This window comes from Methylocella silvestris BL2, assembly GCF_000021745.1.
Taxonomy (GTDB): Bacteria; Pseudomonadota; Alphaproteobacteria; order Rhizobiales; family Beijerinckiaceae; genus Methylocapsa; species Methylocapsa silvestris.
Genome location: NC_011666.1, coordinates 1,761,233 through 1,785,051, shown reverse-complemented (window position 1 = coordinate 1,785,051; position 23,819 = coordinate 1,761,233). Strand labels below are relative to the sequence as shown.

The 23,819-nt window shown below is 62.6% G+C and carries 22 protein-coding genes; 17 read left to right on the top strand and 5 right to left on the bottom strand.

Annotation, left to right across the window (positions count from 1 at the left end; genetic code table 11):
- The first annotated feature begins 47 nt into the window (after positions 1–47).
- The 10 genes from MSIL_RS08410 to MSIL_RS08365 all read left to right on the top strand — a co-directional run bounded on the left by MSIL_RS08410 (position 48) and on the right by MSIL_RS08365 (position 10,288).
- Positions 48–1,103, top strand: coding sequence for an FAD-binding oxidoreductase (locus tag MSIL_RS08410; RefSeq protein WP_012590668.1), 1,056 nt, complete (start codon positions 48–50; stop codon positions 1,101–1,103).
- Between the two features lie 27 nt (positions 1,104–1,130).
- Positions 1,131–2,204: a ferritin family protein gene (locus MSIL_RS08405; protein ID WP_012590667.1), complete on the top strand. Its 1,074-nt coding sequence runs from the start codon at positions 1,131–1,133 to the stop codon at positions 2,202–2,204.
- A gap of 110 nt (positions 2,205–2,314) precedes the next feature.
- Positions 2,315–2,635, top strand: a complete 321-nt coding sequence (locus MSIL_RS08400) for an MmoB/DmpM family protein (protein WP_041367784.1) — start codon at positions 2,315–2,317, stop codon at positions 2,633–2,635.
- A gap of 149 nt (positions 2,636–2,784) precedes the next feature.
- The gene (groEL, locus tag MSIL_RS08395; RefSeq protein WP_012590665.1) at positions 2,785–4,428 is read left to right on the top strand and encodes a molecular chaperone GroEL; all 1,644 of its coding nucleotides are present in this window, start codon (positions 2,785–2,787) and stop codon (positions 4,426–4,428) included.
- 187 nt (positions 4,429–4,615) lie between these two features.
- The gene (locus MSIL_RS08390; RefSeq protein ID WP_244406240.1) at positions 4,616–6,670 is read left to right on the top strand and encodes a sigma-54-dependent Fis family transcriptional regulator; all 2,055 of its coding nucleotides are present in this window, start codon (positions 4,616–4,618) and stop codon (positions 6,668–6,670) included.
- A 58-nt stretch (positions 6,671–6,728) separates the two neighbouring features.
- Positions 6,729–7,082 (top strand): ribbon-helix-helix domain-containing protein, encoded by a 354-nt coding sequence (locus MSIL_RS08385; protein WP_012590663.1) that lies wholly within the window; start codon positions 6,729–6,731, stop codon positions 7,080–7,082.
- Between the two features lie 133 nt (positions 7,083–7,215).
- Positions 7,216–7,668: a c-type cytochrome gene (locus tag MSIL_RS08380; RefSeq protein WP_244406239.1), complete on the top strand. Its 453-nt coding sequence runs from the start codon at positions 7,216–7,218 to the stop codon at positions 7,666–7,668.
- 10 nt (positions 7,669–7,678) lie between these two features.
- The gene (locus MSIL_RS08375; RefSeq protein ID WP_012590661.1) at positions 7,679–8,074 is read left to right on the top strand and encodes a VOC family protein; all 396 of its coding nucleotides are present in this window, start codon (positions 7,679–7,681) and stop codon (positions 8,072–8,074) included.
- A gap of 72 nt (positions 8,075–8,146) precedes the next feature.
- Positions 8,147–8,695, top strand: a complete 549-nt coding sequence (locus tag MSIL_RS08370) for a hypothetical protein (protein WP_012590660.1) — start codon at positions 8,147–8,149, stop codon at positions 8,693–8,695.
- Positions 8,696–8,719: 24 nt separating this feature from the next.
- Positions 8,720–10,288, top strand: a complete 1,569-nt coding sequence (locus tag MSIL_RS08365) for a GMC family oxidoreductase (RefSeq protein WP_012590659.1) — start codon at positions 8,720–8,722, stop codon at positions 10,286–10,288.
- Positions 10,289–10,366: 78 nt separating this feature from the next.
- On the opposite strand, the gene MSIL_RS08360 is transcribed toward MSIL_RS08365, so the two are convergent.
- Positions 10,367–10,831, bottom strand: coding sequence for an Lrp/AsnC family transcriptional regulator (locus MSIL_RS08360; protein ID WP_012590658.1), 465 nt, complete (start codon positions 10,829–10,831; stop codon positions 10,367–10,369).
- 128 nt (positions 10,832–10,959) lie between these two features.
- Here MSIL_RS08360 and MSIL_RS08355 point away from each other — a divergent pair, with 128 nt between their 5' ends.
- A complete protein-coding gene (locus tag MSIL_RS08355; RefSeq protein WP_012590657.1) occupies positions 10,960–13,353 on the top strand; it encodes a transketolase in 2,394 nt (797 codons plus the stop codon).
- Positions 13,354–13,356: 3 nt separating this feature from the next.
- Here the strand turns inward: MSIL_RS08355 and ruvB are convergent, their stop codons facing one another.
- Positions 13,357–14,403 carry a Holliday junction branch migration DNA helicase RuvB gene (gene ruvB, locus MSIL_RS08350; RefSeq protein WP_012590656.1) on the bottom strand — a complete coding sequence of 349 codons (1,047 nt, stop codon included), beginning with the start codon at positions 14,401–14,403 and terminating at the stop codon, positions 13,357–13,359.
- An 80-nt stretch (positions 14,404–14,483) separates the two neighbouring features.
- Complete coding sequence (locus MSIL_RS08345) at positions 14,484–15,380, bottom strand: LysR family transcriptional regulator (protein WP_012590655.1); 897 nt, start codon at positions 15,378–15,380, stop codon at positions 14,484–14,486.
- 99 nt (positions 15,381–15,479) lie between these two features.
- On the opposite strand from MSIL_RS08345, the gene MSIL_RS08340 reads away from it, so the two are divergent.
- The gene (locus MSIL_RS08340) at positions 15,480–16,454 is read left to right on the top strand and encodes an NAD-dependent epimerase/dehydratase family protein (protein WP_012590654.1); all 975 of its coding nucleotides are present in this window, start codon (positions 15,480–15,482) and stop codon (positions 16,452–16,454) included.
- Positions 16,455–16,483: 29 nt separating this feature from the next.
- On the opposite strand, the gene MSIL_RS08335 is transcribed toward MSIL_RS08340, so the two are convergent.
- Entirely contained in the window at positions 16,484–17,383 is a 900-nt protein-coding gene (locus tag MSIL_RS08335; RefSeq protein ID WP_012590653.1) for a 2OG-Fe(II) oxygenase, read from the bottom strand.
- 470 nt (positions 17,384–17,853) lie between these two features.
- On the bottom strand, positions 17,854–19,659 hold the full coding sequence (locus MSIL_RS08330) for a chloride channel protein (protein WP_012590652.1): 1,806 nt from the start codon (positions 19,657–19,659) through the stop codon (positions 17,854–17,856).
- A gap of 161 nt (positions 19,660–19,820) precedes the next feature.
- On the opposite strand from MSIL_RS08330, the gene MSIL_RS08325 reads away from it, so the two are divergent.
- The 5 genes from MSIL_RS08325 (at position 19,821) to bluB (ending at position 23,703) form a co-directional block, all read left to right on the top strand.
- Positions 19,821–20,504, top strand: a complete 684-nt coding sequence (locus MSIL_RS08325) for a 50S ribosomal protein L25/general stress protein Ctc (RefSeq protein WP_012590651.1) — start codon at positions 19,821–19,823, stop codon at positions 20,502–20,504.
- Between the two features lie 121 nt (positions 20,505–20,625).
- Positions 20,626–21,216 (top strand): aminoacyl-tRNA hydrolase, encoded by a 591-nt coding sequence (gene pth / locus MSIL_RS08320; RefSeq protein WP_012590650.1) that lies wholly within the window; start codon positions 20,626–20,628, stop codon positions 21,214–21,216.
- Between the two features lie 252 nt (positions 21,217–21,468).
- Positions 21,469–21,915 (top strand): PIN domain-containing protein, encoded by a 447-nt coding sequence (locus MSIL_RS08315; protein WP_012590649.1) that lies wholly within the window; start codon positions 21,469–21,471, stop codon positions 21,913–21,915.
- A 15-nt stretch (positions 21,916–21,930) separates the two neighbouring features.
- A complete protein-coding gene (gene ychF, locus MSIL_RS08310; RefSeq protein WP_012590648.1) occupies positions 21,931–23,028 on the top strand; it encodes a redox-regulated ATPase YchF in 1,098 nt (365 codons plus the stop codon).
- Between the two features lie 18 nt (positions 23,029–23,046).
- On the top strand, positions 23,047–23,703 hold the full coding sequence (gene bluB, locus MSIL_RS08305; RefSeq protein WP_012590647.1) for a 5,6-dimethylbenzimidazole synthase: 657 nt from the start codon (positions 23,047–23,049) through the stop codon (positions 23,701–23,703).
- Positions 23,704–23,819 lie beyond the last annotated feature (116 nt).

Genomic DNA, 23,819 nt, shown 5'->3' with positions numbered 1-23,819 from the left:
TCCGGGCTGCGCAAGGCATTTGGCTTGCGCGCGGGGAGGAGGAAAACTTGGTTAGCAAGCCAGATACGAGCAAGCCGCTGCATATGGTGCGGCTGCAGCCGACGGGCACCGAATTTGGCGTCTACGAAGGCGAAACTGTTCTCAACGCAGGGTTTCGGCAGGGCGTCGCCCTGATTCACGGATGCAAAGAAGGCCAATGTTCCGCGTGCAAGGCGGTGCTGTTGGACGGCGACGCCGAAATGCTCAAATATTCCACGTTTGCGCTGCCGGAGTCCGAGCGCGACGCCAATCATGTGCTGCTCTGCCGCACGATTCCGTTTAGCGATCTCGAGATCGAACTCCTGATGTTCGACGAGGAGCTGCTTTCGCATTCCGTTGCGGTCAGCGAGTTCGTCGGCGAAGTGGCGGCGGTGGAGGCGCTGACGGCGGACATCCGGCGGTTGGTGTTAACTCTCGACCGGCCGATGACATTTTTTGCCGGTCAATATGCCGACATCACGTTGCCGGATGGCGCGACGACGCGATCCTATTCGATGGGCAACCCGCCGCGCGATCCGACGCGGCTCGAATTTATCATCAAGAAATACGAGGGCGGACGATTTTCCTCGCAACTCGATACGCTGGCGCCCGGCGCCAAAGTCACCGTCAGCGGACCTTACGGCACCTGTTTTCGGCGAGAGCATCGCGACGACTCGCCTCTGCTGTTGATCGGGGGCGGATCTGGCCTCGCGCCGCTGCTGGCTATCCTTGAAGATCAGATCGCGGAGGCGCCGCAACGGTCGATCCGTCTCTTTTACGGGGCGCGGACCCAGGCCGATTTGTTCTGGCAGAAGCGGTTCGAGGCGCTCGAGGCGGAACTGCCGGATTTTCGCTTCGTCCCAGCCCTGTCGGCCGCGCCAGATGACGGCCAATGGAGCGGCGAGCGCGGCTTCATCCACGAGGTCGTGCAACGCGGGTTGAAAGCGGAAGGGATCGGAGACGGGGCCGACGCCTATGCCTGCGGTCCGCCGCCCTTGATCGACGCTGTCATGCCGGTTTTGCAAATGGCGGGCGTCGAACCCGATCGCATCTACTTCGACAAATTCACCCCGGCGACAAACTAAGAATCATGCCCAGGAGGAAATGACGCTATGAATATTCAGGTCAAGGTGGACGAAGACGCCTCAGGCGCAGCGGGCTCCAAAACGTTTCCCGGATCGGACAGCCGCCGCTACAATTATTTCGAGCCGAAGGGCCGCAAAGCGACGCATTACGAGGACGTCACCGTCGATGTCCAGCCTGATCCGGAGCGCTATTTGGCGCAAGGGTGGATTATCGCTTTTGCCAATGGCGATCCGACCTACAGCAAGGATTGGACCAAGGTCAAAAGCTCCAATTGGCACGCCTATCGGGCGCCAGACCAGGAATGGGAGCGCACCCATTTTCAGCGTCAATCGACCATCATCGGAATGACGCAGAATGTGATCCAGAACGGCCGCCGGTCTGGCGCTCCGGCGCGCTTCGACAAGCAATGGGTCAAGATTCTGCAGGATCATCTCGGCGCCTACAAGCATGTCGAGTATGGGATCGGGACGGCGCTCATGCATGCGCAGCGGCTCGGCTATACGCAGATGGTGAACAATGCGCTATTGACCAATTGCTCTTACAAGATCCGCTTCGCGCAGGACATCACGCTCTATCTCGGCGAACTTAATCTCGATCTTCCAGAGCTCGATCAATCTGCCGGAAAGACGCACTGGCTGGAGGATCCGTTTTGGCAGGACGCCCGCGCCGCGGTCGAAGGCGTCATGGGCACCAATGACTATATCGAGCAATATCTCGCGATCAATGTCTGTATCGAACCGCTGATTTGCGAGCTCTTTCGCAGCGGCTTCATCATGCAGGACGCCGCTGCGCAGAATGATTTCATCACTCCGTCGGTGATTTCGGCGGGTGAGGCGGATTACGAGCGCAATCTTGTCAACTGTGTCGAACTCCTCAGCATGCTTGTGGCGGATAAGGCTCATGGAGCAGAAAATCGCGTGATTCTGGCGAACTGGCTGAATGAACATGGCGGGCGTGCGCTCGCGGCGGCGCGGCAGCTGCAGCCCTTGTGGTCCTTGCCCGTCAACAAGCGGGCGCGGTTCGACGAAGTACTCGCCGTGCAGCTTGCGCGCGTCGATTCGATCACCAATGCGATCGGCCTCGATCCTCTTCCGCGCTGATATCCAGGACAAATGTCGCAGACGCGGGCCGAGGCCGCGTCGGTCGTTCCCTACTTAACGAGGAGTCTCCGCCCGTGAGCGCTGAACACACCGAAAACATTTTTAAATCAATGGATCAGATCACTTTCGAAGAGACGATTTCGCATCAATGCGGGGTCACTATGAACGACAGCGTCGAGGCGCGCGGCATCGCAGAGGTCATGGAGGGAAAGCCCGGCATCCGGATCACCTATATGCCGGCGATGATCCGCATCGATGGCGAAGGCAAGATCACCTTCGACATGAAGGAATTGAGCGAAGCTTTGGGTCGGGAGATTACGCCGCATCTATTCGAGATTTCGACCTCGACCCACTATGGCCGCATGGTCATGCTCGATGACGACACCGTGGTCTTGTTCGGCAATATGGAGGAGGCGATGGCGTATGAATAAAGGCGTCGCCCGGGACCGGGCGTCTACGGCTTGAGGTTGACCGTTTGCAACAACGATCGTCGCGACGGTCGTTGTTGACGCTTTCGGCAAGCGGTCAATGAGCTGAGAATCGTCAAGATCAAGCAACAAGAACAATATGGGAGTCGAAGATGCCGAAGATGATGTTGCATGGAGCGCAGGCGCGCGCGGCGCTGGCGCGCGGAGTGGCAAAGCTCACGGCGGCAGTCGGCGGCACGCTAGGTCCGCGCGGATTGAACACGATTATTGATCGACCCACGGGGACGCCGATCGTCTCGCGCGATGGCGTCAGCATCGCCGACGAAATCGAACTTGAATGCCGGTTCGAAAATCTTGGCGCGCAGATCGTGCGCGAAGTCTCGAAGCAGACGGCTGAAATCGCCGGGGACGGCACGACGACCGCGACCGTGCTCGCCAACGCGCTGGTTCAGGAAGGGATCGCAATTCTTGCCGAAGGCGGAGCGGCGGCGGCCGATCTGATCGAAGGATTGGACGCAGCCGAGGACGCCATGGTCCTGGCGCTGAACGGGCGCGCAAGGCCGCTTTCCGGCGGCGGCGAATTGCGTTGCGTCGCCTCGGTGGCCGGAGCCGACGCCAAGCTCGCAGATGTTGTAGCTCGCGCGCTCGAGGCGGTTGGCGCCGAAGGCGTCATAACGCTGGAGCAGGGAGACGCCGACGACGACGTGATGGAGATTATTGAAGGCTTTTCCTTCGATCGCGGCTATGTCTCGCATCATATGATCACCGACGTCCCAACCATGCGGGCTATCCTGCACGACGCCTATATTCTGTTGACGGACCATAAGATCACCCGCTTCGAGCAGATCCAGGCGCTTGTCGAGGAGGTTCAGGCGCGGGACGCTAGCCTGCTCATCATCGCCGACGAGGCAGATCCGAAAGTGTTGATCGGTCTGCTTGCGACGCGAAGCACAGGCCGGGGGCGTTTCCTTGTCGTCAATCCGCCGGATTTCGGTCATTGGCGCAAGCAGATGATGGAGGATATCGCCATCCTGACCGGCGGCGAGGTCATATCCGGGGACCTTGGCTATCTGCTCGAACGCGCGAAGCTTGACGCTCTCGGGCGGGCCGAATGCGTGATTTCCTCTCAATTTGAGACGATGATTCTCAAAGGACGCGGCGCGCCGGATGCTATCGACGCGCGGCGCGCCCAAATTCGCCAGCAGATCGAATTGGCGCCGCAAAATATCGAGCGGGATAAGCTTGACGAGAGGCTCTCGAAGATGACGTCGGGCACGGTGCGCGTTAAAGCCGGGGGCGTGACGCCCGCCGAACGCCGGCGCCGTTTGCAATTGCTCGATGACGCGCTTTGCGCCGGCCGCGCTGCGCTGCGTCAGGGCATCGTAGCGGGCGGGGGAGCGACCCTCGCTGAACTCGCCGGACAGATCGCGCCGGCGCCCGCGGCGGACGCGAATGAGGGCGTGGCCAAGGGAATATCGCTGTTCTGCTCGGCCATGCGCCAGCCTCTGCGGCAGATTGTCGAGAATGCGGGGCGTGATCCGCACGCGATTGTGGAGGCGGTGATCCAGGCGCCGGCCGGCGTCGGCTTCGATGCGCGTTCGGGCAAACTGGCGGATATGTTCGAGGCGGGCGTGATCGACCCCGTGCTGGTGACGATCGCTTCCGTCCGCAATGCGGTTTCCTCGGCAAAGCTCATTCTTGGGACGAATACGTTGATCGTCGACCGCATCGAGCAGGTCGATCCGACCGCCGGTCCCGCGCGGGGCGGCGGCGCTGAATTTCTGGGGCGCGCGTGAGGCGCCTTTGTGGGCGCGGCTACCGCGGAAAGGGTAGCAAATAGCGGTTGTTTGGAAGGAGGCAACGGAATAAACTTATCCCGCTGATGGTCCGCGAAGACGGAACGCGGCAATTGCGCGCTGGCCCTTATCGCGCCAGCGGCGGGAAACGTTCAACGGGACATTCGACGCAATGGATTTTGGTCAGTTGAATGAATGGGCGCCTCCCGAGGCGGGAGCGGATCCAGCGCAGGAGCGCGTCATTATGAAGGCGTGGGAAGATTATCTTTCCGGCGTCTCCCATCGCCTCAAGGTGCGCAATGTCGTCGCGAAATCCTGGCAGCGTTGCGCTGCCATCGGCATTGACCACAAAGTCGCGGGATCGCGAACCATCGTCGCGCAACGCGAATTCGAGCAGAGGCTGCGCGCCAACAGCCTGCTGCTGCAAGCAGCGTCGAAGGTCTTTTCGGAAGCGCAGCAAACGCTGACCGGAACGGGCTCCATGCTCATTCTGACTGACGTCGACGCTGTTGTTCTTGACGCCGTCGGAGATCCGGGCACCCTCGAAGCGGGCCGGGACATCAATCTGGTCATCGGCGCCGATTGGAGCGAGGCCAACGCTGGAACAAATGGCATCGGCACCACGCTGGCCTCGCGCTCGCCGGTGCTGATTCATGGCGCTGAGCATTTCTGCGCCCTGACCAAGAACTGGACCTGCGTTGGCGCTCCGGTGCGCAACCCGCTCGATGGCTCCCTCCTGGGCCTCGTCGACATGTCCGGGGCGAAGAACACGTTTCAGCAGCATAATCTCGCCTTCGCCGTGATGGTCGCCGGTCGAATTGAAGCAGCGCTTTCGCTTCAGCTCGAAGGCGAGCGGCGCATGCTCATGGAATACAGCTCGGCCATGGGCCGCGGATGGTCCGACGGAGTGATCGTCTGCGATCGCGGCGGCAGGATCGTCTCGGCCAACGAACACGCCTATCGTTTGCTGGCGCGGCGCGGCGAGTCGCGGGACGGAGTGGAGATGGGTTTCCAGTCCGATCAACCGTTGTTGAAGCTGAGCAATGACGGAAGAAGTTTCGACCTGGCGGCCGCCGCCCGTTACGGCATCAGCCAGGACAATCTGCTTCCTGTCCATCACGATGAGTCCCTCATCGGCGCAGTGGTGATCGCAGCCGCCGCGACGCGGCCGTTGGCTCCGGCCATCAAACGCGCGAACGCATTCGATCCGATCGTCACCAAATGCGCCGCCATGCTCGATATCGTCCATCGGGCCCGCCGTCTTGCCGTCTATCACGCGCCGGTGCTGATCGAGGGAGAGACGGGGGTCGGCAAGGAGCTGTTCGCCCGGGCGGTGCATGACGCCAGCCCTTGCGCCGACGGACCTTTCGTCGCGTTCAATTGCGGCGCCGTCTCACGCGAGTTGATCGCCACCGAGCTTTTTGGCTACGTCAAGGGCGCCTTTACGGGCGCGTCCGCGAATGGCGCCCTCGGGCGATTCGAGCGCGCCAACAATGGGACGCTCTGTCTCGACGAAATTGGCGAACTGCCGCTTGATCTGCAACCTTTTCTTTTACGTGTCCTCGAAGAGGGAACGGTATGCCGCGTCGGCGACACGACTCCTCGTCCGATAAAAGTCCGTCTCATCGCGATGACCAACCGCGACCTTCGCGAGGAAGTGGAAAAGGGCCGTTTTCGTCGTGATCTTCTCTACAGACTGAATGTCTCGACGCTGAAGGTTCCGCCGCTGCGCAAACGCGACGGCGACGCCGTATTGCTCGCGCAGCATTTTGTCGATTATCTATCGAAAAAGCATAATCTCGGCCTGAGGCGCTTCGCGCCGGATGTCTTGCGCCTGTTCAAGACCTATCCATGGCCAGGCAACATTCGCGAACTTCGCAATGTCGTCGAAAGCGCGCTTTTGCTGTGCGACACGCCGATTATCGGGCGCGGATGGCTTCCTGACGAGATTTTGGATTATCGCCCTCCGGATACGGAACGCGCCGCGACGCCGATCGCCGTCGCGCGGTCCGGGCCGGCAGCCGGCCAGTCCAGCTGCGAGCCAAATTCCGCGAGTGATTTACGCAGCCTCGACAAACAGCACATCGAGCGCGTGCTGGAGCGTTATCAGGGCAACATCAGCTTGAGCGCCGCCGCCCTCGGCATCGCGCGCACAACGCTATATCGCCGTCTGCGCGCCTATGGGCTCGACGCGCCGCGCGACGGCGAAGCTGTTTCGGAGACAGATCAGGTTTCCGATTAGGTCCACAAAGCTGGGGATGCGCGCCGCTACGTCTCGGACGCGGCGCCAGAGGTATTCCATGTGCAAGATATTCCATGAACTCGATCCGTCATCCTATCAATGCCAAACCCGCTCCGTGCGGCTGGGCGGCCATGTGACGTCGATCCGCCTTGAGGCGCTGTTTTGGCAAGTCCTTGAAAAACTGGCTGCTTCCGAAGGATCGACGCTTGGGCGCTTGCTGACGAAACTCCATGACGAAAGCCTCGAGTTCCAGGGCGGAATCGGAAATTTCACGGCTCTCCTGCGCTGCGCCTGTATCGGCTATGCCGCAGAGGTCGGGACGCGCGCGGGATTTCCGTCTTTGTTGGAAGTCAGTTCGCACAACTATGCGGATTTGCGCGGCGACCTTGGAAAGTCTGCGTTTCTCGATTAGCTCCCGGCTGCCGCTGGTCCTCGCGAGGCGACAAAATTTTGCGAGGTAGTAGTCACTTACTACCCGCTCACCGAGCGTTTCTGTAGCGTCCCATACATCGTCGGGCTCCCCGACAATGTGTCGGATTTTGAGCGTGGCCGTTTCGCCGCCCATGGCGCTAAAAGGACTTTCGATTGGAGTCGTTGTGAAGAGGCGGCGCATCGCCGTCTGCGGCGCGCCGCTTGTGTTGGCGGCGTTCGGTTTGCTCTATGGCGTCGCGAGCGTGCGCGCCGAGGACGCCGACCCGGGCAAGCAGCAGTTCAATACGAGCTGCGGCGTATGCCATTCGGTTGATCCAAACGCCGCCGTGCGGCAGGGTCCAAATCTCTTTTCAGTATATGGACGAAAGGTCGCGAGCGTTCCGGGCTTTTCCTACTCCAATGTATTGAAATCGGGCGACTGGATCTGGGACGAATCCACGCTCGATCCATGGATCGCCAATGCGCAGGAGGCCCATCCCGGGGCCTTCATGGCCTATCGCCAGGCGGATCCACAGAAGCGAAGGCTCGTGATCAACTATCTAAAATCGCTGTCGACGTCGAAATGAGGGCGGCCAGATGACTAAAGCGATTCATATGATGATACGCGTCATGGACGAAAGCCGATCCGTCGCCTTCTATGGTGCGGCCTTCGGCCTCGAAGTCGCCGACCGCTTTCCCTTCGACGATTTCACGCTCGTCTATCTGCGCAGTCAGGACGCTGATTTCGAGGTCGAACTTACGGTTAACCTTGGGCGGATCGAGCCCTATACGCATGGCGAGGGATATGGCCATCTGGCGTTCGTTGTCGACGATCTCGACAAGGAGCATAAGCGGTTCGAGGCAGAGGGATTAAGGCCTCATCCAGTCAAGGAGTTCTTTCGTGGAGGTCGTTTGATGGCGAGATTCTTCTTCGTTCAGGACCCCGACGGATACAAGCTTGAAGTCTTGCAAAAGCACGGCCGCTATCGCTAGGCGACCGGCTGCGGCGGCGAGGTCGCCCAATGACCAAAAAAGAATCGGCATGATGGCATGAGGGAGAAAACTATGAAGACGCGCGAAAGCAAGACGTCGGCCGCGGCGATCGATCGGCGCCGTTTCATTGCGGGGTCCGCGAGCGTCTCCGCGGCGATATTCGTGTCCGGCGCCGCCATCATCCATCCCGGCGAGGCCTGGGGCCTCGAGGTCAAGACGCTCGCGCCGGCGACCATGCACACGCTGGTTAAAGCGGCTCGAGACATTTATCCGCACGATCGCCTGATCGACAAATATTACGCCCTCGCGGTCAAGGGATATGACGCCAAGGCGGCCGAAAAGCCCGAACTCAAAGCTTTGATCGAAGGCGGCGTCGCAGATCTCGACAAGCGGGCCATGACGCTTCATGGCGTCCGCTATGTCGATATTGGCTGGGAGGCGCCCCGCGTCGAAATCCTCAGGGAGATCGAGGGCGGCCCCTTCTTCATCATGATCCGCTCCGGTCTTGTCGTCAGTCTCTACAATCAAAAGGAGATTTGGCCGCTGTTTGGTTATCAGGGCGAAAGCGCGTCCGAAGGCGGCTACATCAACCGTGGCTTCAATGATCTGAACTGGCTCTGAGGCCGATTGCGACGAGGATTGACGATGGCTAAATTCGATCTCAACGACGAGTCTGTAGTCGTGATCGTCGGCTCGGGCGCCGGTGGCGGGACTCTCGGCGCCGAGCTTGCTCTGAAGGGCGTCAAGACGGTGATCCTGGAGGCGGGACAGCGCTTCGAGATCGAGGACTTCATCAATGATGAATGGGCCTCTTTCTCGCAGCTCTCGTGGAGCGACGCGCGCACGACATCAGGCTCATGGCGCGTTCACCGCGACTTTCCCAATCTCCCCGCCTGGATCGTGAAGGCGGTTGGCGGCACGACAATCCATTGGGCCGGCGCCTCGCTGCGATTCCAGGACTATGAGTTTCGCGCGCAAAGCCATTATGGAGACATTGCGGGCGCAAATTTGCTTGATTGGCCGCTTTCGCTCGAAGAGCTTGAGCCTTATTACGCCAAGGCCGAAGACAAGATGGGCGTGACGCGCACCAACGGCATACCGGGCCTTCCGGGCAACAACAATTACAAGGTGTTCGAGGCCGGCGCCAGGAAGCTGGGCTACAAGGAGGTGCACACCGGCCGCATGGCGATCAATTCGCAGCCGCGAGACGGGCGCGGCGGCTGCCAGCAGATCGGATTTTGCTTCCAGGGTTGTAAATCCGGCGCGAAATGGTCGACGCTCTATACGGAGATTCCCAAAGGCGAGGAGACCGGCAATCTCGAAGTGCGCCCCGACGCGCAAGCGGTGCGGATCGAGCACGACGCCTCCGGCAAGGCGACCGGCGTCGTTTATGCAAACAGCGCTGGCGTGCTGCAGCGGCAGAAGGCGCGCGTTGTCTGCGTCGCCGGCAATTCGATCGAGAGTCCAAGGCTTCTGTTAAATTCGGCTTCATCGACGTTCCGCGACGGGCTCGCCAATTCCTCGGGTCAGGTCGGACGCAATTATATGCGTCACACGACCGGCGCCGTCTTCGCCATTTTCGACGAACCGGTGCATATGTATCGCGGAACCACCATGGCGGGGATCGTTCGCGACGAAGCCCCGCACAATCCTGCGCGCGGCTTTTCAGGCGGATATGAATTCGAGACCATTTCCGTCGGACTGCCCTTCATGGCCGCTTTCCTCGATCCCGGGGCGTGGGGCCGGGAGTTCGCCTCGGCGCTCGATTCCTATCAGAATATGGCGGGGCTGTGGATTGTCGGAGAAGATATGCCGCAGGAGACCAATAGAGTCACGCTTGATCCAACCGTCAAGGACAAGTTCGGACTGCCGGTCGCGAGCGTCCATTATGATGATCACGCAAATGACGTCGCTCTCCGGAATCACGCCTATCAAAGAGGAATGGCGCTGTATGAGGCGGTCGGAGCGACGCGCGTCTTTCCGCAGACGCCCTATCCGTCGACGCATAATCTTGGCACCAACAGGATGTCGGCTAACCCGCGCGACGGCGTCGTCAACACGCATGGCCAAACGCACGACATAAAGAATCTGTTCATCTCGGACGGGTCGCAATTCACCACAGGCGCCTGCGAGAATCCGACGTTGACAATCGTCGCCCTGGCGATCCGCCAGGCGGATCATATCGCGACGCGGCTGAGCGACAATACGATCTGACGCGACGTCATTGGGCAACGATAAGGCGCGCCGCGGCCGATCCGGCGTCCGGCGCGTTTTCTATGCGCGCGCCGGGATCTAAAGCAGCGGCAACGCCTCCGAACGCTTGACCTGGCCGAGCGCAAAGCTCGTCTCGATGGAGGCGACGCCGTCGAGCCGCGTCAGCTTGTCTTTCAGGAAGCGCTCGTAGGATTCAAGATCGCGCGCGACGATGCGCAACAGATAGTCGCGTTGCCCCGTCATCAGATAGCAATCGACGACTTCCGGCCAGCGCTCCACCGCTTTTGCAAAACGGTCAAGATCGCCCTCCCTTTGGCGCTCGAGTTTGACCGAGGCGAAGGCGCTGATCGGCAGGCCGACTTTGGTTTGATCGATGATGGCGGCATATTTTTTGATGACGCCGGATTGCTCCAGAAGCCGCACGCGCCGGGCGCAGGGCGAGGGCGAAAGCCCCACCCGCTCCGCAAGCTCCTGCGTCGTGATCCGGCCGTCATCCTGCACGGCGCCGATGATCTTGCGGTCTATCTCATCGATGAGATGCATTGGCGGTTTCCCCAGATTCGTGGGCTAGATTGGTGAATACCACTAAAAAACGCCGGCTGATAAGCGAAGTTTAGCTCCAATCGGCTCGCCGGCCCAGCTATTCTTGTGGCCGTGACAGGAGCCCTTCGATGAATGATCCACGCCTTCCTATGCTTGCCGCGCTCGAACGCAAGGCGCTGTGGCTCGCGACATGGATGATCCACAACGCCAACCATCTCCGCTCCCACGCGGACGGGCTGAAGGTTGGCGGCCATCAAGCCTCCTCGGCTTCGGCGGCGACGATCATGACCGCGCTCTATTTTGCAGCGCTTCGCCCGGAAGACCGCGTCGCCGTCAAGCCGCATGCGAGCCCCATCTTTCATGCGATCCAATATTTGTTTGGCCTGCAGAGCGTCGAAAAGCTGCAGAATTTTCGCGGTTTCGGAGGCGCGCAATCCTACCCCTCGCGCACCAAGGATGTTGACGATGTGGACTTCTCGACGGGATCGGTTGGCCTTGGCGTCGCGCAGACGCTATTTGCCTCGCTGACTCAGGATTATCTGCGGGCGAAAGGGTGGGCGAGCGGACGACCGGAAGGGCGCATGGTCGCGCTGATCGGCGACGCCGAAATGGATGAGGGGAATATTTTCGAGGCGCTGCTCGAAGGCTGGAAGCAGGGCCTGAAGAACACATGGTGGATCGTTGACTACAACCGCCAAAGTCTCGACGCCGTGGTGCGCGAAGGGCTGTGGGCGCGCTTTGAAAAGCTGTTTCAGAATTTCGGTTGGGATGTGGTCATCCTCAAACATGGGTCGCTCCAGCGCGCGGCTTTCGCAGAGCCGGGCGGCGACGCGCTGCGCGACTGGATCGACGCCTGTCCGAACCTGCTCTACTCAGCGCTCGCCTTTCAGGGCGGGGCGGCGTGGCGCAAGCGCCTGCTTGACGATCTTGGCGACCGGGGGCCGATATCCCACCTGATCGAGCAGCGCACGGACGAAGACCTCGCGCGACTCATGAACAATCTCGGCGGCCATGATCTGCCCTCGCTGCTCGAAGCGTTCGAGGCGGCGCGGACACATGATCGGCCGGTCTGTTTCATCGCCTATACGATCAAGGGGTTCGGGCTTCCTCTCGCCGGTCACAAGGACAATCACGCGGGGCTGATGACGCCGGCGCAAGTCGCGGCGCTGCGCACGGCGATGAGTGTGCGCGAAGGCCATGAATGGGATCGGTTCGAGGGCTTAGAGCCTGCCGAGGCCGAGCTTGCCGCTTTCGTCGCGCGCGCGCCCTTCATTCAGGCGGGCCGGCGGCGGTTTACGGCCGCACGAGTTGAAACGCCGAACCAGCTTGAGTATACGCCGCAACCGGAAATGTCGACGCAACAGGGGTTCGGCCTGTTGATGCATGACATCGCCAAAGCCAAATCGGACTTCGCAAATCGCGTCGTCACCACATCGCCGGACGTGACCGTTTCGACCAATCTTGGCGCCTGGGTCAATCGCCGCGGACTGTTCGCGCGAGAGGATCAGGCCGATCTCTTTCGCACGGAGCGGATTCCCTCGACTTTCAACTGGAGCTTTTCCAGCGCAGGGCAACATATCGAACTCGGCATTGCCGAGATGAATCTGTTCACCATGCTATCGGCGCTCGGGCTTTCGCATGCGACTTTCGGCGAGCGTCTGCTGCCCGTCGGGACGCTCTATGATCCCTTCATTGAGCGCGGCCTCGATGCGCTGAACTACGCCTGCTATCAGGATGCGCGCTTTATTCTCGTGGCGACGCCTTCGGGCGTGACGCTGGCCCCGGAGGGCGGCGCGCATCAATCGATCGCAACGCCGCTGATTGGCGTGGCGCAGGACGGGCTGGCGAGTTTCGAGCCGGCCTTCGTCGACGAACTCGCCGTCATTCTGCGCTGGGCGTTCGACTATATTCAGCGTTCGGGCGAGCCCGAGTTCCACGCTGGAAGCTGGCTGCGCGACGAAACCGGCGGCTCGGTCTATCTGCGGCTGTCGACGCGCGCGCTGGAACAGCCGCAACGGGAGATGACCGCGGCGCTCGCCGCCGATATCATCGACGGCGCCTATTGGGTCAGGAAGCCGGGTCCCAACGCCGAGATCGTCGTGGCCTATACGGGCGCGGTCGCCGCCGAGGCGATCGCCGCAGTGGGGCTGATGGCCGAGGATCGGCGCGACGCCGGACTGCTCGCCGTGACTTCGGCCGATCGCCTCAATGCCGGCTGGACCGCAGCGAGCGGTGCACGCGAGCAGGGGATGGCGGCGACAAGCCATGTCGAGCGGCTTCTCGGGGAGGCTCCCGCGCAATGCCGCCTCGTGACCGTGCTGGACGGGCATCCGGCGACGCTCGGCTGGCTCGGCTCCGTTCAGGGGCATCGCACGCGCGCGCTCGGCGTCGAGCATTTCGGCCAGACGGGGACGATTGAGGATCTTTACCGGCATCATGGCGTCGACGCGCGCGCCATCGTCGCGGCGGCGCAGACGATCGCGCCCGGGCGTCCGATCCGGCACCTGCGGATGGCGCCGTGATCGCTACTCCTCGCCGCCCTCCGAAAAGAGTTGGAACTGGGTCTTTTCGCGCGGCGGTTCGGCAAGGCCGAGGTGGCGGAAGGCGTGGCTCGTCAGCATGCGGCCGCGCGGCGTGCGCTGCAAGAACCCCTGCTGGATCAGATAGGGCTCTATAATGTCTTCGATCGCGTCGCGCGGCTCGGACAGAGCCGCGGCGATGGTCTCGACGCCGACGGGGCCGCCGCCGAAGGACAGCGCGATCGTCTGCAGGAAGCGCCGGTCCATCTGGTCGAGACCGATATGGTCGACGTCGAGCAGGCGCAGCGCCCTGTCGGCGACCGCGCGCGTGATCTCGGGGTCGCCGTCGACAGCGGCGAAGTCGCGCACGCGCCGCAGCAGCCGGCCGGCGATTCGCGGCGTTCCGCGCGCGCGGCGGGCGATCTCATTGGCGCCCTCGTCGGCGATCGGGATCGAAAGCACCCGGGCGCCGCGCCGGACGATGCATTCGAGCTCCTCCACTGTGTAATATTCGAGGCGGATCGGAATGCCGAAGCGATCGCGCAGCGGGGTCGTCAGCAGCCCGGCTCGCGTCGTCGCCCCAATTAGCGTGAATTTGGCGAGATCGATCTTGACCGAACGCGCGCCCGGACCCTCGCCGATGATGAGGTCGAGCTGGAAATCCTCCATCGCCGGATAAAGGATTTCCTCGACCGCCGGATTGAGGCGGTGGATTTCGTCGATGAACAGGACGTCGCGGTCCTCGAGGCCCGTCAGCTGCGCCGCAAGATCGCCGGCTTTGGCGATCACGGGCCCGGAGGTCGAGCGGAAATTGACGCCAAGCTCGCGCGCGACGATCTGGGCGAGGGTGGTCTTGCCGAGGCCCGGCGGTCCCCAAAAGAGGACATGGTCGAGCGCCTCGCGCCGCGCCTTGGCGGCCTCGATGAACACTTTGAGATTGGCGCGGGCCGAGGCCTGGCCGGTGAAATCGGCGAGCGCCAAGGGGCGCAGCGACAGCTCCGCGTCGTCTTCGCGAGCGTCCGGGGCGATAAGACGGCGTGGTTGTGGCGCCAAGAGACAGCGATCCTCAAGATGGGAGTCGCAAGCCTAGCACGAACGCCGAATCTTGCCGACAACAACGCGGATAACGAAGCTCAGGGCTGAGATTGCGCGACATAGGCCGCAAGACCCGCGGCCAGATGATCCATCATCAGCCGCAACCGCCGGCTCGCGCGCAAATCCTCGTGCAGCGCAAGCCACATTTCCAGAGTAAAGCCGATCTCGCCGGGGAAGATCGGAATGAGCTCGGGATCCCGGCGCGCAATGCCGTGCTGAATGAAGCCGATGCCGAATCCGGCGCGGATCGCGGCCAATTGAGCGAGATCGCTGTCGGCGCGCAGGGCGAAATCGTCGCGCGTCAGGGGCAGGCGGGTCAGCATCTCTCGCAAGAAGGGCGTCTCCCGGTCGAAGCCGATCAAGGCGTGATCGCGCGCCAGCGTCGCGAGCGAGCGCAGCGGGGGCGCCCCCTCCAGATAGCGCCGATGGGCATAGAGGCCGAGGCTTACCGCTCCGATATGCCGCGTCACCAGCGCCTGCTGGCTCGGCCGCACCATGCGCACGGCGATGTCGGCGTCGCCGCGCAGCAGATCCTCCACGCGGTTTGAAAGCGCAAGTTCGATCGTCGCCGCGGGATGGGCGCGGCGAAACGCGCCAAGCAGCGCGGGCAGGACTTCCGCCCCGATGATGTCGCTCGCCGTGACGCGCACGACGCCCGAAGCGCCGTCGGTCCCGCCGGAGGCGAGCCGCATCATTGCGCCGGCCGCGGCCGCCATCGCTTCGGCGTGAGGGGCGATGTCACGCGCCGCGTCGGTTGGAACGAGGCCGCGCGGCGAGCGGATGAACAGGGCTGCGCCCAAGCTGCGCTCCAGCTCGGCGATCTGGCGCCCAAGCGTCGGCTGGGCGAGGCCCAAAGCGCGCGCGGCGCCGGAAAGACTGCCCTCCCGCAGCACGGCGACGAAGGCGCGATAATGGCTCCAGTCGGGCTCGATCATGCAAATATGTATATCTATGATACGCCATTAGGCAATTCGTGAATAGCGCTTGATCGGCGATAGTCGGCTCCAAGGTCATTCGACGACAAGGAGACGCCCATGTCCGGCTCGCACACCAGAATCGCTCTCGTCATCGGCGCCGCCGGCGGCGTCGGAGGAGAAACATCTGCCGCGCTTGCGCGCCACGGCTGGCGCGTGCGCGGCCTCACCCGGCGGCCGCAGCCGGCGAACGCGGCGATCGAATGGATCGCCGGCGATGCGATGAATGCGGCCGATGTGCTGCGCGCCGCGCAGGGCGCCTCGCTGATCGTTCACGCCGCCAACCCACCAGGATATCGCAACTGGGACACGCTGGTGCTACCGATGCTGGATCATGCGATCGCCGCCGCCAAAGCGGTCGGCGCGCGCATCGTCTTGCCCGGCACGGTGTATAATTTCGGCGCCGACGCGTTTCCCGTGCTGCGGGAAGATTCGCCGCAGCATCCGACGACCCGCAAAGGCGCGATCAGGGTGGAGATGGAGAAGCGGCTGAAAGCGGCGGCCGGCGCGGGCGCCCCGGCGCTGATCGTGCGCGGCGGCGACTGGTTCGGCCCGAAGACGACCGCAAACAGCTATTTCACCGCGGTCATGGTTCGGCCCGGCGCGCCGGTCAAATGGATTGTCGATCCCGCGCGTCGCTGCGCTAGCCACGCCTGGGGCTATCTCCCGGATGTCGGCGAAACGATCGCGCGGCTGATGGATCGCGAGACCGCCTTAAGCGATTTCGAAATGTTTCATTTCGCCGGCCATCAGCTTCAGCCCGGCGAAATGGCGGCGGCAATCGCGAAGGCGGCGGGCAACCCGCATGTGCGGGTCTGGCCCTTTCCCTGGCCTCTGGTCGTCGCTCTGCAGCCTTTCGTCCGGCTGTTCCATGAACTCGCCGAACTCCGCTATCTGTGGAGCCAATCCATTTCGCTGGACGGCGGCAAGCTCAAGGCTTTCCTCGGCGCCGATCTGCCGGCGACGCCGCTCGATATTGCGGTGCGCGACACGCTTGTTGGTCTTGGATGCCTCAGTCAGACGGCGCCAGATTAGGTACAGATCGACAAGCCCGCGCCCACGCTTTAGCGCAGCAGCGACTTCACCTTGCGGGCGGCGTCGAACAGGACCGGGGGCACGAAATATTTCAACGTGTTCCGGAGCTTCTCAAATTCCACCGCATCGGTCGCGACCGGAAACTGGGTCGTATGGAATTCGGGTCCGTCGCCGTCAGAGCGGCCGTTGGAATAGAAATAGGCCGCCGCCGACCGACGGTGGCGCCCGTTCGGGGCGTTCACTGGCTTTGGATGGCCATGCAGGCTTTTCGACGATTGATAGAACATGGCCGTACGTCCGAACACCGGCTCGATATTGGCGACACATTCGTTCGTGTCGACATCCCACAATTCGAGGCCGCCGCCATATTCGGGCCGCCAGTCCTTGTTCAGATAGGTGATGAAGACGAGGCGATTGTCGAGCTTTGTGACCGAATGCTGATTGAAATCGATATGCATGGCGAATTTGCCGCCGGGCGGAATGTCGTGCAGGCCGCCGGCAAATAATTCGGGATCGGTGACCAGCCCTTCGATCCCCGTCACTTTTTCCAGAAATTCGACGAATTCGCCCGAATAGATCGTGTTGAAATAGAGCTGGCTGGCGTTGCCGAGCCGGGTTTTCGGCGCGGAGCCGCGCTTCAATTCATTGGCGTTGTCGTAACGGCGCCAGTCGCTCCAGTTCAGGCGATCGAAATCAGCCAGCACAAGCTCAAGCAGGCGCGGGTTGAACAGCCCCTCGAATACCATGTGGGGAAAGGGTTTGGCGTTGAAGAAAGCGTCATGGAGTTCGGCCGCCCGTTTGGGCGCGAGATAATCCGGATTGAGGATCTCGTCGAACGCAAGCGAGACGCCATCGATGACGACATGGTCACTGTTCGGCTGAGCGGTTGCTGCGGAGCTTGACGGGGTGAGCGTGGAAGCCTCGGACATGGGCGAACGATCCTTGGGCAATTGATGCTTGGACGAAAATTCCTGGGCGAACGATTCTCGGGCGCAGCGCAGAGGGAAACAGCGCGCCGCGATCAATTTCCCCGACAGGGCGCCCTCCCCGACAGGCGGCCGCCTCGACAGTACCGCAGTTTCAGTCGCGGCGCGACGTCAAACCATGCCCCAACAACCAAGCATAATCAAATCCACGTTAGAAAATCAATCTGCGCCGCAAGGTTTTGTCCGCGTTGCTTCGTCGCGGAGGCGTGCAATGTCTCTTTTGAGGCGACGAATACTCGAAATTAAAGCTTGCCTATTTTGATTTAGCTCAATGTCTTTTTATGCAAATTTTTTCGCCCGCGTATCTGACAAGTTAGCGTCTGTATTGATGGCGATTTTTCCCTTTGATTGCAGCGCTTCCAAGCGGGCCGGCAAGCATTGTCGGCCGAAAGAGCGCGGCAAAGGACGAACTCCTATCCGCCCGGCGGCGCGAAGGGTTCGCCCGAGAGTTCGCGCCGCGCCTTGTCCAGCTCCTCAGCGTAGCGACGCAAAAGATGCGCTTCGGTGAGAAGCCCGATCACGCGGCGGTCCGCGCTGTTGTCGACGACGGCGAGGGCCTCAGCTTCCGTCTGCTCGAACAGCTGCGCGGCTCCCTTGACGTTCGTCTCGGCGACGAGGAACTGCCCAGGCAGGCGGGACAACGCCGCAAGGTCCTTGTGCTTGAGCGCGTCCGGCGCCTTCAGCACATAGGCGTCGGGAACGAAAACCATGCCCTTGTAGCGCCCGAGCGGATCGACGCAGACGACCCATTGCGCCGATCCCAGCGGAAACAATCGGATGAATTCGTCGATGCTCATGTCAGATCGCGCGATCTCCACGTCGGGCCGCATCAGGCGGCCGACGGTGAGGTCGCGCATCCAGCCGACGTCCTGCGCGCTGCGGATCGATTCGCCGCGCAGATGCAGGCGCCATGTCGCGAAGGAATAGCCGAAACTGCGGCGCACGATGACCGAGACGAGGGTTGTGACTGTCAGGATCAAGACGCTCAAGGAGAAGTTGCGCGTCGTTTCCAGCGCCAAAAAGCTCATGGTCAGCGGTCCGCCGACGATGGCGACGGCGAGACTGACCATGCCGATGATGGCGCTCGTCAAGCCGTCGAGCGGCGCTTGCGGCATGTAAAGCGCGGCGATCTGCGCATAAAGCCAGCCGACCAGGCTGCCGAGATAAAGCGAGGCGAAAAACAATCCGCCGCGGAAGCCCGAGCCGATCGAGACAGCCGAGGCGATCGATTTGGCGCCGATCGCCAGCGCGACGGCGCCGATCGCCGGCGCGGCGTCGTCGAAAAGTTCGATCGTCGCGCCATGGCCGGAGGACAGGACATGCGGGGACACGAAGACGAGGGCGCCGACGATGAGGCCGCCGATGACGGGATGCAGCCATTGCGGCAGGCGCGACCAGCGAAACAGCGCCTCGACGCTACCGACGCCGCGCATGATGGCGATGCCGAACGCCGCGCAAAGAATGCCAAGAGCCAGCAACAGCGCCATGTCGGTTTCATGCAGGACAATGGCGGGGTCCGGCATTTTCACGAAATCGCCGGCCGAGCCGAGCAGGCGCGAGACCACGGCGCCGCCGATGGCCGCCGCGCCGACGGGAGCCAATCCGAACGGCGTATAGGCGCCAAGGATCAATTCGAAGGCGTAGAACGCGCCGGTCAGCGGCGCCGCAAACGCCGCGGCGATGGCGCCGGCCGAGCCGCAGGCGACCAGCGTGCGCAGATCGGCGCGCCTGAGGCCGAGCAGCGAGCCGACAGAGGAGGCGAAGCCCGATCCCATCTGCGTATAGGCCGCCTCGAGGCCGACCGAGGCGCCAAAGCCGTTGGAGATCACCGTCTGGCCGACGATGACCGCGCTGTCGGCAAGCGACATCTGGCCGCCGCGCAGCGCATTGGCCTCGATCGGATCGACCGGCCGCTCCTTGCGCCAGCGCCGGATGAAGAGCCCGGATATGCCGAGAAGCAGGCCGCCGGCGGCCGGCACGAGCGCCTGCCAGGGCGACTCCAGCCGGGCGATGGCGCTGATCCGCTCATGTCCGAACAGATGCGTATGCAGGAACAGCGAGGCCCATAAGATGCCGGTCGCGAAAAGACCCGCCGTCGCGCCGACCACAAGGCCGAGCGCGATCAGGCTGATTTCGTTGCGCCGGATCAGGGCGCGCGCCCGCTGCGAGAGGGAGAGACGACCGGCGGGCTTTGCTTCGGCGCGCGCGGCCTCGGCCATCGGCGGTCAACCCTTCAAAAGTTCATGGCGGAGCGCGCGAGGCTCCGGGCGGCGTCGCGCAAGGTTGCGCTGCGGCCGCGCCGCCGTTATAAGCCGCCTCGCGTCCCTTCCGACACCCCTGGAGGCGTGGGCGCACATTCTTTTTATTTAAGGACAGCAACATGGCCGAGACCAAAACTCTCGCGGCCGCGGCGCGTCATGGGACCGGCAAGGGGGCCGCCCGCAGCGTTCGTCGTGAAGGCCGCATACCCGGCGTCATCTATGGCGGCGGCGATCCCGCCGAGCCGATCACGCTCGACTACCGCGAATTGAACAAGCTCATCTACGCCGGTCACTTCCTGACGACGCTCTTCGAGATCGACGTCGCGGGAACGAAGCAGCGCGTGATTCCGCGCGACTATCAGCTCGATCCGATCAAGGATCTGCCGCTGCATGTCGATTTTCTCCGGCTGAAGCCGGGCGCGAGCCTCAAGGTCGAGGTGCCGGTGCATTTCCTCAATCAGGAAACCTGCCCGGGCGTCAAAAAGGGCGGCAGCGTCAATATCGTGCGCCATTCGATCGAGCTGCGCGTGCCGGCCGACGATATCCCCGAGGCGATCACCGCCGATCTCGGCGAGCTTGAAATCAATGATTCGCTGCATCTGACCGCGCTCGCCCTGCCGCAAGGCTGCAGGCCGACGCAGCGCGAGCGTGATTTCACCATTGTGACCATCACGCCGCCGCTGGTCGTCGCCGAAACCCCCGTCGCCGCCGCCGCGGCCGCCGCCGCGCCGAAGGGCAAGGCCGGGGCGAAGGCCGCTCCCGCCGCAGCCGCGGCTCCGGCCGCTCCCGCGAAAAAGAAGTAGTTTTCGCGAGACTTTCGCTGCGTTCCGCGCCGGGGCAGGTCAATCCTGACCCCGGCGATTTTTTGTCCGACGGAGCGAACGCGGGCCGACGCGAGCCGTCGATCTTTTAAGGCATGGGGCCATGATCCTTCTTGTCGGTCTCGGCAATCCGGGCAAAGCCTATGCCGGCAATCGGCACAATATCGGCTTTATGGCGCTCGATCAGATCGCGCGCGATTATTCTGCCCCGCCATTCCGGTCAAAGTTCAACGGATTAATCAGCGAGATCACGCTCGCCGGCGAGCGTTGCGTGCTGCTCGCGCCGCAGACCTATATGAATGACTCCGGCCGCTCCGTGGGCGAGGCCGCGCGCTATCTCAAAATCGAGCCCAAAGACATCGTCGTGCTGCACGATGAACTCGATCTGCCGGCGGGAAAAGTGCGGGTCAAGACGGGCGGCGGCAACGCCGGCCATAATGGCTTGAAATCGATCACCGCCCATATTGGCAATGAATACCGCCGCGTGCGCCTCGGCATCGGCCACCCCGGCGACCGCGCGCTGGTGCATAATTATGTGCTCGGCGATTTCGCCAAATCCGAAGCCGCCTGGGTCGAGGCGCTGTGCAAAGCCGTCGCGGCCAGCGCCCCGCTGCTCGCCAAGGGCGAGGACGACGCGTTCCAGACCAAGATTTTCAAGGATATGGAGGCGGCGCTGGGGAAGAACGTTCCATAGATCTTGACACAAGATCTGTGTTGCACGATATCCGTGTGATGAAGAACGTCACCATCACCCTGCGCGAAGAGATTGCCGATTGGCTGCGGGTCGAAGCCGCAAAGGCGGGGATGAGCATGTCCGCTTTTGTCGGCAGCCTGCTCGAAACCCGCATGGGCCGCGGCAAGGAGCAGGTCGCCGGCCTTGAATTTTTCCTGAGCGGGCCCGGCTTTCCGGGCCTCGCCGCCGACCTGCCCAAGCGAGACGAGCTTTATGACCGCGCGGCTCTTCATCGACACCAACATTCTGATCTACGCGCTCGATCCGGCGGAGCCGATGAAGCGCGCGATCTCGGCGGATTTGCTGAGGCGGACGATAGCGGACCATACGCTGGTTCTCAGCCCGCAAAATCTAAATGAATGCTATAGGGTGCTGTCGCAGCGCCGCCACTTTGTTGACGAGGCGGCGGCGCGGTCCTATTTGACCCAGCTCATGCCCTGGTGCGTCGCGCCGCTCGACGCCAAGACGACCGTCAAGGCCTGGGCTGTTCAGGACGAGGCCGGGCTTGGCTGGTGGGACGCCTTGCTGGTCGCGTCGGCGCTGATGGCGGGTTGCCGGCTTTTCATCTCCGAGGACATGCAGGACGGCCGGACAATCGCCGGAATGCGCATCGCCAATCCCTTTACGGCTGAGTTTTCCAACCGCGCTGAAGCGCATTAGACGAGTTTCAAAACCATGGGCTTCAAATGCGGCATCGTCGGCCTGCCCAATGTCGGCAAGTCGACCCTTTTCAATGCGCTGACGCAGACCGCGGCGGCGCAGGCGGCCAATTACCCATTCTGCACCATCGAGCCCAATGTGGGCGACGTCGCGGTGCCGGACCCCCGTATCGAGATATTGGCGCGCATCGCCGGATCGAAGGAGATCATCCCGACGCGGCTGACTTTCGTCGATATCGCCGGCCTTGTGCGCGGCGCCTCGAAAGGCGAGGGGCTCGGCAATCAGTTTCTGGCCAATATCCGCGAATGCGACGCCATCGCCCATGTCGTGCGCTGTTTTGAAGACGACGACGTCACCCATGTCGAGGGCAAGATCGCGCCGGTCAACGACATCGAGACGGTCGAGACCGAATTGATGCTGGCCGATCTCGACAGCCTCGAAAAACGGGTCATCGCGCTCGAAAAGAAAGCCAAGGGCGCCGATAAGGAGGCCAAGGAAACGCTGGACCTGGTGCAGCGCTGTCTGGTCCTGCTGCGCGAAGGCAGACCGGCGCGTCTCGTCGAGACAAAGCCCGAAGAGCGCAAGCTGTTCGCGGGGCTCGGGCTGCTGTCGTCAAAGCCGGTGCTCTATGTCTGCAATGTCGAGGAAAGCTCCGCCGCCTCCGGCAACAGCTTCTCCAGGGCGGTCGAGGCGCGGGCGGCAGAGGAGGGCGCGGCGGCGGTGACCGTCTCAGCCAAGATCGAGGCCGAGATCGCCGTGCTGCCGGAAGAGGAGCGCAAGGACTATCTCGAAGCCGTCGGCCTTGCCGAGCCCGGCCTCAACCGGGTGATCCGGGCGGGCTATGACCTTTTGCATCTCATCACCTATTTCACGGTGGGGCCCAAGGAGGCGCGCGCCTGGACCATCGAGGCCGGGACGCGGGCGCCGCAGGCGGCTGGCGTCATCCATACCGATTTCGAAAAAGGCTTTATCCGCTCCGAGACGATCGCCTATGCTGACTATGTCGCAAACGACGGCGAGGCCGGCGCGCGCGAGGCGGGCAAATTCCGTCTTGAGGGCAAGGATTATGTGGTCGGCGATGGCGACGTGCTGCATTTCCGCTTCGCCAACTAAGGCGCGAGGGCGATCGCTTTGAGCGAGCGTCTAGCTGAGCGGCCGCCTGTCTTCGACGCGGGTTTCTTGCGCGGGCTTGAGGATTTGTTCAAATGGCGGCGCGACGTTCGCAGCTTCCGCTCGGACGCAGTGCCGGACGGATTGGTCGAGCGATTGCTGCGCGCAGCGTCGCACTCTCCCTCCGTCGGCAACAGCCAACCCTGGCGCTTCGTCAGCGTCGAGACTCCCGCCCGCCGCGAGGCGGTCATCGCTAATTTCTCTGCCTGCAATGCGGCGGCGCTCGCAACCTATGACGGCGAACGCGCCTCGCTCTATGCGCGGCTGAAGCTCGCCGGCCTTCGCGACGCGCCTGTCCATCTCGCAGTTTTCTGCGATCATGCGACCGCGACCGGCCACGGCCTCGGCCGCGCCACCATGCCGGAAATGCTGGATTACTCCGTGGTCGCCGCAATCCATACGCTGTGGCTGACGGCGCGCGCGCATGGTCTGGGATTGGGCTGGGTCTCGATCATCGATCCGCTGGAAATAACGCGCGCGCTCGATGCGCCGGCGCCCTGGAAGCTGATCGCCTATCTCTGCCTCGGCTACCCGGAAGAGGAATGCCCGGACCCCGAACTTGAGCGGCGCGGCTGGCAGGCGCATGAGGCGGCGGGCGCCGAACTGCATCGCCGCTAGGTCTGGCTCTGCGTAAGAGATTTTATTGCGCGGGCAGGGGCTCCGTGTAACAAAATTCTCCGCGGCTCCGAAATATTCGGCGACTGACCCGTCACGCCGCCCCGCTCCCGGATCAG

What these genes read in the sequence shown, in the direction of transcription:
- MSIL_RS08360 (WP_012590658.1), bottom strand. Translation starts at nt 10,831, where the DNA reads ATGCATCTCATCGATGAGATAGACCGCAAGATCATCGGCGCCGTGCAG.
- pth (WP_012590650.1), top strand. Translation starts at nt 20,626, where the DNA reads ATGATCCTTCTTGTCGGTCTCGGCAATCCGGGCAAAGCCTATGCCGGC.
- MSIL_RS08330 (WP_012590652.1), bottom strand. Translation starts at nt 19,659, where the DNA reads ATGGCCGAGGCCGCGCGCGCCGAAGCAAAGCCCGCCGGTCGTCTCTCC.
- MSIL_RS08315 (WP_012590649.1), top strand. Translation starts at nt 21,469, where the DNA reads ATGACCGCGCGGCTCTTCATCGACACCAACATTCTGATCTACGCGCTC.
- MSIL_RS08400 (WP_041367784.1), top strand. Translation starts at nt 2,315, where the DNA reads ATGGATCAGATCACTTTCGAAGAGACGATTTCGCATCAATGCGGGGTC.
- groEL (WP_012590665.1), top strand. Translation starts at nt 2,785, where the DNA reads ATGCCGAAGATGATGTTGCATGGAGCGCAGGCGCGCGCGGCGCTGGCG.
- MSIL_RS08375 (WP_012590661.1), top strand. Translation starts at nt 7,679, where the DNA reads ATGACTAAAGCGATTCATATGATGATACGCGTCATGGACGAAAGCCGA.
- MSIL_RS08405 (WP_012590667.1), top strand. Translation starts at nt 1,131, where the DNA reads ATGAATATTCAGGTCAAGGTGGACGAAGACGCCTCAGGCGCAGCGGGC.
- MSIL_RS08325 (WP_012590651.1), top strand. Translation starts at nt 19,821, where the DNA reads ATGGCCGAGACCAAAACTCTCGCGGCCGCGGCGCGTCATGGGACCGGC.
- MSIL_RS08345 (WP_012590655.1), bottom strand. Translation starts at nt 15,380, where the DNA reads ATGATCGAGCCCGACTGGAGCCATTATCGCGCCTTCGTCGCCGTGCTG.
- MSIL_RS08355 (WP_012590657.1), top strand. Translation starts at nt 10,960, where the DNA reads ATGAATGATCCACGCCTTCCTATGCTTGCCGCGCTCGAACGCAAGGCG.
- MSIL_RS08335 (WP_012590653.1), bottom strand. Translation starts at nt 17,383, where the DNA reads ATGTCCGAGGCTTCCACGCTCACCCCGTCAAGCTCCGCAGCAACCGCT.
- MSIL_RS08365 (WP_012590659.1), top strand. Translation starts at nt 8,720, where the DNA reads ATGGCTAAATTCGATCTCAACGACGAGTCTGTAGTCGTGATCGTCGGC.
- ychF (WP_012590648.1), top strand. Translation starts at nt 21,931, where the DNA reads ATGGGCTTCAAATGCGGCATCGTCGGCCTGCCCAATGTCGGCAAGTCG.
- MSIL_RS08370 (WP_012590660.1), top strand. Translation starts at nt 8,147, where the DNA reads ATGAAGACGCGCGAAAGCAAGACGTCGGCCGCGGCGATCGATCGGCGC.
- MSIL_RS08385 (WP_012590663.1), top strand. Translation starts at nt 6,729, where the DNA reads ATGTGCAAGATATTCCATGAACTCGATCCGTCATCCTATCAATGCCAA.
- MSIL_RS08340 (WP_012590654.1), top strand. Translation starts at nt 15,480, where the DNA reads ATGTCCGGCTCGCACACCAGAATCGCTCTCGTCATCGGCGCCGCCGGC.